This is a genomic window from Arthrobacter sp. P4_F10 (assembly GCF_056401435.1).
Map to the genome: position 1 here is coordinate 16,365 of NZ_JBFUJJ010000007.1, position 11,353 is coordinate 27,717.

Genomic DNA, 11,353 nt, shown 5'->3' on the forward strand with positions numbered 1-11,353 from the left:
GAAGGAGCCAGACATGACCACGAGTGCGGTAGCGGGCAGGGCGCCAAGTACCGCTGCCGCTCCTGCAGCCGTTGCCAGCGCAGGCGGCCCTGCAGGCGCCGGCGGAGAGGCGGCACTAAAGCTCTCCCACGCGTACCTGGAACTGTTCGAACCGTCAAAGGACGGCTCGCTGGACAAGGCCGGACCCCAGCTGGGGAGGATTGAATTTCAGTTCAACCCGAATGAGCTGACGCTGGGCAAGGCGGCCTCCTGGACCCGGCAGACCGCCAAGGGCAACAAGAAAGCGGGGCCGCCGCAGTACAACGGGCCGATGCCCTCCAAGCTCTCCTTGGAGATGTTTTTTGACGCGTCCGCGAAGCAGGACGACGCCGTGGTCAAGCGGGTGGAAAAGTTGTTTTCCTGCTGCACTCCCACCCCGGCGTCCCTGAAGCAGAACAAGGGGTCACCGCCGTGGGTGCTGTTCCGCTGGGGGCAGCTGACGGGGTCGCTGTCCTATATCGCCAGCGTGCAAGTCAAATACACCCTCTTCACGGCTGCAGGGGTTCCCGTGCGCGCCACTTGCACCGTGGCGCTTGAAGAGATAGCGGGTGATCCGCCAAAGCAGAACCCGACGTCCGGCGGCCTGGTGCCGCGACGAGTGCATGTCCTGATTGAGGGTGAGACTCTCGCCGGCATCGCCTACAACGAATACGGAAACGCATCTCTATGGCGGGCGGTTGCGGCAGCCAACCGCATTGATGATCCGATGCGGCTGCGGTCCGGCACCTCTGTGCTGCTGCCCGCCGTGAATGAGCTGCCGTCCGTGGCACTGCGGGATGGCCCGGCCGAGGGACGGGAGGTGATCCGTGGCGCACGGTGAAGAATTCAGCAACATGCTGCTGGTGGAAGTCGCCGGGCAGCCGCTTCCCCCGGATATTGCCGCACGTCTGGTTTCGGGCTACGTCGACGACAGCAGTAACGTTCCGGACCTGTTCCTGCTCCGCTTCAGTGATGAGTACTCCACAGTGCTGGACAAGGCAGGGATCAGCATCGGGGCGCCYGTCAAGCTGCTCGTCCAACAAAGCGGCCCCGGAGGCCCGGTGCCCCTGCTCTCCGGTGAGGTCACTGCCCTCGAAACGGAAATGGACCACGACGGCCTGTACACAATCGTCCGAGGCCTGGACCATTCCCACCGGCTGTTCCGGGGACGCCGCGTTGAGGCCTACCTGCAGAGCACCGCCGCGGACATCGTCCGCAAGGTGGCCCAGCGCGCCGGAATCAAGGCGGGCACGATCGACGCCAAAGGCCCCGTGCTGCAGCATGTGGCACAGGACGGCATCAGCGACTGGGACTTCCTGCACAGGCTGGCCGTCGAGTCTGGTGTGGTCCTTTCCGTGTCCGGCGGCGCGATGCACTTCACCGCGTCGACGGATGCGGCAACAGCCCCGCCGGATGCCGGCGGGGCGAGGAACGAGCCCCTGGTGCTCCAACGGGGAGTGAACCTTGTGTCCCTGCGGGGCACGGTCACCTCCGCCGACCAGGTCCCCGATGTGGAGGTCAGGGGCTGGGACGTTGCTGCGAAACGGGCCATCGTTTCCGTCGCCCCGGCAACGACCCGCAGCGCCAAGCTCCCCGAGGTGACCCCGGTTGCCCTCGCCAAGAAGTTCGATAGCCCGCGGTACGTGGCTCCGGCTACAGCGTTCGAGCAGGCGGCACAGTGCGACGCCACCGCAGCGGCCCTCGCCTCCCGACTGAGCGGCGCGTTCGCTGAACTGGAAGGTGTGGCCCGCGGAAACCCCCAGCTGCGGGCCGGTGCTGCAGTCACCCTGAATGGGGCCGGGAAGCCCTTCGACGGGAGCTACACGCTGAGCTCCTCCCGGCACGATTTCAGCCCCGACACCGGATACCTCACGACGTTCGCCGTGAGCCATGAGTCCGAGCGTTCCCTCTACGGAGTCGCGGCCGGTGGGAACGGCAGGGCTGCAGTTCCCGGCGTCGTCAACGCCGTGGTGACCGCCGCGAAGGACCCGGAGAACCAAGGCCGGGTCAAGGTGAAGTTTCCGGTCCTCTCCGACACCTACGAGAGTTGGTGGGCGCGCACCGTCCAGGCGGGGGCCGGCGCCTCGCGCGGCGCCGTCGTCCTCCCTGAGGTCGGCGACGAGGTCCTTGTTGCCTTCGGCCACGGGAGCTTCCAGCAGCCGTTTGTCCTGGGTGGCCTGTTCAATGGCAAGGACAAGCCGGACAAACCTTGGGCGGACCATGTGGGTTCCACTGACGGCGCCGTCCAACGGCGCGCATTTGTCTCCCGCACGGGGATGCTGGTGGAGTTCCTGGAATCGCCCGACGGCGAACAGCTCACCGTGAGCACCAACGGCGGCAAGCAAAAGGTCTCGCTCGTGCAGAAACCTGACGCTGGGATCCAAATCCTGTCCGAGGGCCCCGTGACCATCACGGCCAGGAAGGATGTCTCGGTCACTACGTCCACGGGAGATGTGGTCATCAAGGGCAAGAACGTGACCGTGGAAGCGACTTCGGGCCTGGACCTGAAGGGAGCGTCGGTGAAGATCACGGGCAGCGGGTCGGCCGAAGTGAAGGCCCCGAGCGTCAAGGTGGCTGGCGACGCGACGGCCGAGCTGTCCGGCGGTGCCACGACCACGGTCAAGGGCGGCCTGGTCCGCATCAACTGAACCCCAACGCAACAGACAAGTCCGCTGGGGGAATAGGAGGCAGCAAGGTGGGACAGGAATTCATTGGTGCCGGCTGGGCCTTCCCGCTGCGCACCGACCGGACCGGCAGCATCGCGCTCGTTCATGACCAGCGCGAGATCGAGGAGAGCATCCACCTCATCCTGGCGACCTCTCCGGGCGAGCGGCCGATGCGCCCGGAATTCGGCTGCGCGATCCATGATTATGTTTTTGCACCGGCAGACGCGGCAACAGCCGGCGACATCGCCTACGCGATCCGGGTGGCGCTGGACCGCTGGGAACCCAGGATCGACGTCGAGAAGGTGCTGGTCCATTTTGACGGGGCCGACGACGGAGTGCTGCTGATCGATGTGCAGTACACCGTCCGGGGAACCAACGACCCCCGGAACCTTGTCTTTCCCTTCTACGTCATTCCGCGCACCGGTCAGGAGGCTGCTTCCTAATGCTCCCGTCACCCAACCTTGATGACCGCCGGTTCCAGGACCTTGTGGATGACGCCAAACGCATGGTCGCGCAGTATTGTCCGGAGTGGACCGACCACAATGTCTCCGATCCCGGCGTCACCCTGATCGAAACATTCGCGTTTATGGTGGATCAACTCTTCTACCGGCTCAACCGCGTACCTGACCGCCTCTACATCGCATTTCTGGAACTGCTCGGTGTCACGCTGCATCCGCCGACCGCCGCCTCCGTTGAGCTCCTGATGTGGTTGTCAGCACCGCAGCCGGACACTGTCGTCATTCCGCAGGGAACAGAGGTGTCGACCCGGCGCACCGAAGAGGACGAGGCGGTGGTCTTCACGACGACAAGGGACCTGACCGTGCCGCCCAGACGGCTGGGCCACGTCATGACGCAGGGCCGCGGGGGAGTTCCTGTGCCCCATTCCGAGGCTTTGCACGGGGACGGGGACTTCGCCTGCTTCGGTACGCCACCGCTGCCGGGGGACGTGCTGCTACTCGGCTTGAACGATCAGGCGCCTTCCTGTGCGGTGGCCCTGCGGTTCGCGTGCGAGGTCCGGGGTGTGGGCGTAAACCCCCGCAACCCGCCGCTTGTCTGGGAGGCCTGGGATGGCGCCGACTGGGCATCATGCGAGCTGGACAGCGACGGGACCGGCGGGCTCAACCGGCCCGGCGACGTGATCATCCATGTGCCACACACGCACACGGCCTCACTGATGGGGGGAGTCCGAGCGGGCTGGCTGCGATGCCGCGTGGTGGACCCGAAGGACGGCTACCCGCCCTACAGCGCTTCCCCCACTGTGCGTTTCGTGAACGCTTTCACTATCGGCGGGTCTGTTCCGGGCGTCCATGCAGAGACGATTGCCGGTGAGGTTATCGGGATGTCCGAAGGTGTTCCGGGACAGTCGTTTGAATTGGGGCGTCACCCCGTAGTTCCCGGCGGCGAGCCGTTCGTGGTGGAGATCGCCTCCGGTTCCGGCTGGGATACCTGGACCGAGGTGGACTCGTTCGCAGGATGCGGTCCTGAGGACCGGGTCGTTGCCTTCGACCGCACGGCCGGCCTCGTCCATTTCCCCCCTGCTGTGCGCGAGCCCGACGGCTCGCTGCGCCATTACGGTGCCGTCCCGCCTGCCGGTAGCCCCGTAAGGGTTCCGCTGTACCGCACGGGCGGGGGACCCACGGGTAACGTTGCTGCCCGGGCACTGTCAGTGCTTCGGTCCAGCATTCCCTTTGTCAACAGCGTCGAGAACCGCCGTGCCGCCCACGGCGGAGTGGCTCCGGAAACCATCGAACAGGCCAAGCTCCGTGGGGCCCTTGCATTGCGGACCCGCGACCGGGCCATCACAGCCGAAGACTACGAGCAACTGGCGAAGCGCGCCGCCCCGGACATTGCCAGGGTCCGGTGCATCCCGGCCAACGGTCCTGACGAGGCTGGCGGAGTCAGGGTGCTGGTGGTTCCGGCGGCTGTCCCGGACAAAGATCAGAGGCTGACATTCGAGGATTTGGTGCCGGACGAAGAGACGCTCTCTGTGGTCGCATCGTATCTGGACGCACGCCGTCCGGTGGGCACAAGGGTCGTGGTAGAACCGCCCTACTACCGTGGGGTGACCGTCGTCGCCCAACTCACAACGCGGCCCAGAGTGTCGCGCGAGGCGCTGAAGCGCAACGCGCTCCGGGCGCTCTACGAGTATTTTGATCCAATCCGGGGCGGTCCGGACGGAGAAGGATGGCCGTTCGGCCGTCCCGTGCAGGCAGGCGAAGTCCATGCGGTGCTTCAACGGCTGGCCGGAACCGAAATCGTCGACGAAGTGCTGGTGTTCGCGGCCGACCCCATCACGGGCCAGCGTGGTGAGCCACAGCAACGCGTTGAACTGGAACGGAATGCGTTGGTGTTCTCCTTTGACCATCGTGTTCGGGTGACGGAAGGGGTCTGAGATGCGGGGCATGGTAGAGGGTCTGCCCAGCGCGGTGCCGCTGGCCGCCGGGCTGCCGGCCGTGCTGCAGGAAGACGCCTTCCTCCAACGGTTCCTGCTCGCCTTCGACGACGCCCTGGCCCCGGTATTCACGACGCTGGACGGCCTCGACTCCTACCTCAATCCCAGCTTGGCCCCTGAAGACTTCCTGAATTGGCTGGCCGACTGGGTGGGCGTACGCCTGGACGAGTCATGGTCCACGGCACGGCGCCGCGACGTTGTGGCGCACGCCGCAGCGATCCACCGCCGCCGAGGCACCGTCCCGGGGGTCGCCGACGCTGTCAGGCTCGCCGTCGGAGGTGTGGTGGACGTCGAAGTTGAAGACAGCGGTGGCACCACCTGGTCCTCGACGCCGGGCACGGAATTGCCGGGCAGGCCCGCCGCGATGCTGCACATACGGGTCTACGCTGCTGCCCGGGAGGACGTGAATATCCGGCGACTGGAGGGCATTGTCAATGCCGTGAAACCGGCGCATGTTCCCCATACCCTGGAGATAGTGCCCRCAGTTGCCCCCTACGCTGACGATTCCTGAGGAGCCCGCGGTGCTGATCTGTGGAGACTGCAGCGCCCGCAACAATGACGGCGAGCGATTCTGCAGCAATTGCGGAGCCTACCTTGTCTGGCAGCGGACGCCCGCCGAGGCGGAGGAACCACGCCCGATGCCGACAGGCTCGAGCACAAACCTGGATCCAGACGTGACGACGGCACAGCTTCCGATAGTTCCCGGACCGTCGGACACCCGGCACGCTGCATCACCGGTTACTGCGTCCAGGGACCTGCGGAACTCCGTCCCGTCCGGCGGAGCGAAGTCGGGGGCGCACGTGGCGGGCAACGCCCGTGTGGGTGCTCCCGAGAGCATCGGCGGCACGGCGACAGGGGATGCCGCGACACATGGCGCCGGACTGCAAGAGCGCCAACCCGGAAAGGAGGGAGACCACGCTCCATACAAGGCCACACCACAGGCACCGCACGACGAACCTCCGCAGTTTCCGGGCGGCCTCATCTGCCGCCGGTGCGGGGCGGGCAACAAGCCGGACGTGCACTTCTGCCGACAATGCGGGGCCGGTCTCGAGGAAACAGCGCCTGCACCGCCCCTTCCGCCGTGGTGGCAGCAGATCCTGGGCCGCACGAAGCCTCCCGCGCTGCCAGCAGGAACCCGGCCCAGATGGCGGATACAGCGCCGCTTCCCCGTGGGTGCCGTGTCCCTCCTCACGGTGTTGGGACTATTTTGCGGCGTCGCCTACCTTGGCCGGGGCGTGATTGCCGCAGCCATGACGCGCGTGGTGGACGAAATCTCGGAGGAAAAAATTACTGTCCAGGATAAAGATGCGTCGAGCTCCAAACCGGGACGCGGTGCGGACCTGGCCTTCGACGGCTCTGAACGCTCGTGGGCGTCGAGGGGCCCCGCGCAGGCCGGCGTCGACTACCTCAAGGCCGGTTTCGGCCCCCCGTTTCGCTTGACGTACGTAGTCATTTTCTGTGCTGCGTCCGGTGTGGATCAGGACCCCGGCAAGGAACAGAAGCCGGTCAAGGCCGAGATCGTCGCCGTTCGCGGCGATGGAGCTCGAGCGTCCCTCACTGTTGACCTCAGCGGCTGCGAGTCAGGTCCCAAGAACTTTTACTTTGGGGCGGACCAGACCTCGACCGTGATGCTTAGGATCCTGGATTCGGCAGGTCCGACGGACGGACCCGTGTCCGTCGAGGAAGTCCAGTTCTTCGGCCGGCGGTGACTTCTGTGCTGGTACGTGCAGATTCCGCCGGCACGCCCAGAGAATTCAAAATGAGGTCGTATCGCCGTTGCGCGCGTTCCGCCGCAGCCGGATCCCCGAGGCGCCGGAAGGTCTCGACCAGGGTCCGCCATGATTCGTCCCGCCACGGATCGATTTCAACACTCCGGGTGGCGGCCGCGGCGGCATCGGCCGGGTTGCCCAGATGGAGCTCCAAGCCCGCCAGCGACGCCGCAGCCTCGGCGGCCCGCAGGCGGTACCGTTCGCGGGTGGCGCTCACCCACTCCGCGGGGCCATCTTCCGGGAGCACCTCACCGGTGTACAGCTGGACGGCACGGCGGAGCCCTTCAGCGGCGGCAGCGTTGTCTCCCGCTGACCGTGCCAGCGATGCATCATGGATTGTCCGGTCGAAGTCCGCGAGGTCGAACACCGATCCTTTACCGAGCACCAAGGCGTAGGCCTCGCCCTGCCGAATGAGGAGGTGCTGGGCCTCGGCTTGTCCCTCAGGCTGGAGTGCACCCCGCAAACTGGACACACTCACCTGTAACGCATGCTGTGCCGCGGCAGTGTCCAAGTCTGCCCACAGGATGCCCGCAAGCCGTTCGCGGTGAACCGGGCGGCCGGCGTTCAGAGAAAGAATCCGGAGCACCGTCCGTGCCTGGGGCCGCACCCTGGACAAGTTCACGCCAACTCCGTCACTGAGGAGCGCAAATCCGCCGAAACAACCTATCTGCAGGGCCGGCAGGGCTGAGCAGTCCGCTACCTCAACTGCAGGAACGCCGACGTCCCGGTCCGCGAGTTCCGCACGGCCGGCCGCCGGCCCCGGATTGGGCAGGGCGAACCGCGCCGCGAGCGCCGGCGGCGCAGGCAACATCCACGTCCACGGGCGGCACACCAATCCGGCCGACCTGCCGGTCTCGCGTGCCACATTCATCAGTTCGTCGTAGTGCTCCGGCCACTGCGCCGCCACGGCCGCGTAAGCGACCGCCAGCGCGCCGGGAACACCCGCCGCCCGGGCAAATGCCTCCGCGGAACGCGACTCCTCGGCGGCTCCCGGCAGATCCATCGTGGCACTAACGAGGGCCTGCGCCGACTGCGCCCAGGCTTCCAGGGCCCCAGCATCGAGACCTCGGAAACGCCCGGCCAGCGCGTCGAACGCCCGGGTATCCGGGCGTCCCGCCCGCCACTGCATCAGGGCTGCAGAAGCGGCCACCAATGCCGCACCCCACTCGTCACCCCTCTGCTCACAGCTGTCAATGATCGACCGGACGGCGTCCTGAGAACTTGAGGATCCCGGCAGACCGGCTTGGACACCCTGCGCGACGCGGGCAAGCCAGGTGAAACCGCGGCGTTGGGCCTGCCGCTGGACGGCGTCCAGCTCGGCGGCAGGGCCGCTAAGGTCCGCATCAGTGGATTCCGGCCCAAAAACTGCCAGCGCAAGCTGGGCAGCAAGTGCGGCCACCGGTTCGTCGTCGAGCAGTCCGGCACACCGCCGCAGCGGTGGAAGGGCAGAGCATTGATCACCGGCCAGAAGGCAGGCCAGCCCCTTGGCAAGAAATTCCTGGGGCCGGCGGGCGTCGCCCATCGATCGGGCCACGCCGCCAGGATTCCCTCGAGTCGCGTCCCGCAAGCCGCGCGCCGGGCCGGGGCCCGTGGTGGGCGCGCCTCCGGCCCACGATGCGGCCATCAGCTGAAGCTTCCGGGCCAGCGCAAGCCACTCGGGAACGCTGGTCAACGCAGGGACCTGCGCGGCGGTTCTGTAGGCGGCCGCCATGCAGCCGTCGTCGACGAGCCGCCGTGACGTGGCCACCGCAAACGCGGCATCATCTCGCACGGCAGGCCGTGGAACCAGGGCTGCCCATTCGCAAGTGCCAGGCTGTACAGCGGTGCTTCGCGCCCTGTGCAGAAGGCTCCCCACCTTGGCCCAGTCCTGGCCTTCTGCCAGCACCCGCAGTGCCGCGCCGACGTCGCCCTCCTGTTCCAGGATTTTCGCTGTGCGCTCACGCGTACTTTGCGGCAAGCTGTGCTCTGACTCGATCAACGCTGCAACGAAGTATTGACGAAGCACCTCGGGGGCCCGCACCTTTGCACCGCCGTCCTCGCTCGAGATGACACCGAGCTGCTCCAGGCGCCGCAGCAGTTGCCGGCTGTCACGGCGTTCAAGGAGCGCGTCGCAGCGGGACGGAGTGAGTACGTCGAACAGGCAAGTCTGGCGAAGCAGCAGTTCCATGTCCTCCGACACCCCGGCAAGGAAATGGTGTGTCAGGTAGCTCGTGACGTACTGCGGCGCCGGGCCGAGGGACTCGGCCGCTCGCCTTCGTTCGACTTCGGAACGGTTCTTGGTTGCCAGGTGAAAGAGGTGCAACGCAGCGGCCCAGCCATCGGTCCTCTGCACCAGGTTCAGCGTCCCCGCCGAACTCAGGGGCTGTTTGTACATATTCCGGAAAAGTTGGTCCACTTCATTGGCGCGAAAGCGCAAGTCATCACCGGAAACCGTCACGGCAGCGGGGAGCTCGGACCTGGCCAGATTGAACGGTGGCGGGCGGCGGCTGCCCACGAGGAAATGAACCTGTGGTGAGTTCAGTGCGAGTAGCCGCTCAAGTTCCGACTCCGCGGAAGTATGCGCCAGCGCATGCAGGTCATCGACGACGAAGACGAGCGGCTTTTCAAGCCGGCCGGCCAAGAGCTCCAACTCGGCGAAGGACCGGGGGGATTCCTCGTCTGCAGCCATGGCGAGCGCGGCGGCGAATCGGGTGAGCATCCGGCCCGGCTTCGCGTCACGCGGACTCGGCCGGAACCATGCCACCGTGGAGGAGCGATGCGCCGCCCATTGCGCCAGGAGAGTCGTTTTGCCCGTTCCGGGAGGAGCGATCACGAGTCCAAGCCGTGCGCTTGTGGCGCCCTCAATGCACGGGATCAGGCGGGGGCGCAGAAGGCCTTTGACGTCCGGGCCCTTCAGGCAATATCCATGCTGTGTGGCTGCCATACCGTCCTGCTTCCCCCGGAAGGATTGCGTCCCAGCGTGTCTTATAGTCTAGGGCTCATGCGTCCATCGAATCGAGCATCCGGCGGCTTTCCCCGACAAATCGACAGTCCATCCGGGCTGCTGACGAGTCCCGGGGGTCGACGTGCATGAGTGAATCTGCGGGTTCTTCTAATTACGCAGCGAGGGCCGCAGCCACTGGAATCCGGGGGGCGAGCATAGCGTCATAGCCGTCATCATCGCGACGTGGAGGCCAAACCCACCCGGGTGGCCGGTGGCGACTGTCGAATGGCACGGAACGCCGTGTACAGCGTTGCCGCCAGCAGCAGCGCAGCCATCGTTCAGCGCAGGGCGTCGTCCGCAATCATGGCCGGCTGTTCATGGCGGCACGCTCACAACTGCTCGTCGTGATGGATCCGTTCGCCGAGTTCCCGCAAAGGCTCCCCGCTGCCGCTCCACTGCCGGGCGATGAACTCTGCAGCGATGGACACGGCCGTTTCCTCCGGCGTGCGGGCGCCGAGATCAAGGCCCACGGGACTGTGGAGCCTGGACAATTCTGCCTCGCTCAGTCCTGTCTCGCGCAGCCGTGCCATCCTGTCCTCGTGCGTGCGCCTGGATCCCATAGCGCCGATAAACGCGACGGGGCTGCCGCGCAGGGCCACCACCAGGACAGGGATATCGAACTTCGGATCGTGGGTCAGGACGCACAGCACGGCCCGGGAATCCAGCAGTCCTTGGGCGAACTGGTCGCTCAAATACCGGTGTGGCCACGCGTTGACCACCTCGGCGGCGTCGGGGAACCTCGCTGGCGTGGCGAAAACGGACCGCGCATCACAGACGGTTACCCGGTACCCCAGGAAAGCGCCCAGCCGGGCCAGCGCCGCGGCGAAGTCAATGGCGCCGAAGACGACCATGCGTGGCGGCGGCGCGTAGCTGGCGAAGAAGACGCGCATGCCGGTGTCGAGCCGCTCGCCGTCAACGCCGTAGTTCAAGATACCCGTCCGGCCGGCGGCGAGAAGGCCCTGGGTGTCGTCGCCGACGGCGCGGTTGGTCCGGTCAGAGCCCAAGTCGCCTTCCCATCCCCCCGGCCTGACGATGAGGTGCCGCCCCACGCGGTCGGCATCCGGGTGTTCGATGACCGTGGCGACCCCCACGCGGCGCCCGGCGGTAATGTCCTGCGCGAYGGCGTCGAGCTCGGCAAAGCGGCGCTGGGAGACAGGTTCAACAAAAATGTCGATGATGCCACCGCAGGTCAGGCCCACGGCGTAGGCGTCGTCGTCGCTGATCCCGTAGCGCACCAGGGCCGGCTCGCCGTCGTCCTTGACCTGGGTGGCCAGTTCGTACACGGCACCCTCCACGCAGCCGCCGGAGACGGAGCCCACGGCCTGGCCGTCGGCCGTCACCAGCATGGCGGCCCCGGGGAGCCGTGGCGCCGATTTGAAAGTGCTCACGACGGTGGCCAAGCCTGCTGTGGCACCCCTTCGCCAGTCGGGCAACATGGCCGCCAGGACATCGCGCATCGCCGCTC

8 protein-coding genes are annotated in these 11,353 nt (G+C 66.6%); 6 read left to right on the forward strand and 2 right to left on the reverse strand.

What is annotated here, in order from left to right; all coding sequences use genetic code 11:
- Window positions 1–13 precede the first annotated feature (13 nt).
- From AC1DR1_RS10040 to AC1DR1_RS10065, 6 genes are all read left to right on the forward strand, one after another.
- On the forward strand, window positions 14–859 hold the full coding sequence (locus AC1DR1_RS10040) for a CIS tube protein (protein WP_476992544.1): 846 nt from the start codon (window positions 14–16) through the stop codon (window positions 857–859).
- Window positions 846–2,666: a VgrG-related protein gene (locus tag AC1DR1_RS10045; protein ID WP_229992141.1), complete on the forward strand. Its 1,821-nt coding sequence runs from the start codon at window positions 846–848 to the stop codon at window positions 2,664–2,666. The genes AC1DR1_RS10040 and AC1DR1_RS10045 overlap by 14 nt, the downstream gene beginning before the upstream one ends.
- A gap of 47 nt (window positions 2,667–2,713) precedes the next feature.
- Window positions 2,714–3,127, forward strand: a complete 414-nt coding sequence (locus tag AC1DR1_RS10050; protein WP_229992140.1) for a GPW/gp25 family protein — start codon at window positions 2,714–2,716, stop codon at window positions 3,125–3,127.
- The gene (locus tag AC1DR1_RS10055; protein WP_229992139.1) at window positions 3,127–5,076 is read left to right on the forward strand and encodes a putative baseplate assembly protein; all 1,950 of its coding nucleotides are present in this window, start codon (window positions 3,127–3,129) and stop codon (window positions 5,074–5,076) included. Before AC1DR1_RS10050 ends, AC1DR1_RS10055 begins: the two co-directional genes overlap by 1 nt.
- 1 nt (window position 5,077) lies before the next feature.
- Window positions 5,078–5,647, forward strand: coding sequence for a phage tail protein I (locus tag AC1DR1_RS10060; RefSeq protein ID WP_476992545.1), 570 nt, complete (start codon window positions 5,078–5,080; stop codon window positions 5,645–5,647).
- Between the two features lie 667 nt (window positions 5,648–6,314).
- Window positions 6,315–6,845, forward strand: a complete 531-nt coding sequence (locus AC1DR1_RS10065) for a hypothetical protein (protein WP_364743780.1) — start codon at window positions 6,315–6,317, stop codon at window positions 6,843–6,845.
- Here the strand turns inward: AC1DR1_RS10065 and AC1DR1_RS10070 are convergent.
- Together AC1DR1_RS10070 and AC1DR1_RS10075 are read right to left on the reverse strand one after the other, a co-directional pair.
- Entirely contained in the window at window positions 6,769–9,828 is a 3,060-nt protein-coding gene (locus tag AC1DR1_RS10070) for an AfsR/SARP family transcriptional regulator (RefSeq protein ID WP_229992136.1), read from the reverse strand. The two genes, AC1DR1_RS10065 and AC1DR1_RS10070, sit on opposite strands and share 77 nt — an antisense overlap.
- A 389-nt stretch (window positions 9,829–10,217) precedes the next feature.
- Window positions 10,218–11,345, reverse strand: a complete 1,128-nt coding sequence (locus AC1DR1_RS10075) for an XdhC family protein (RefSeq protein ID WP_476992546.1) — start codon at window positions 11,343–11,345, stop codon at window positions 10,218–10,220.
- Window positions 11,346–11,353: the final 8 nt, after the last annotated feature.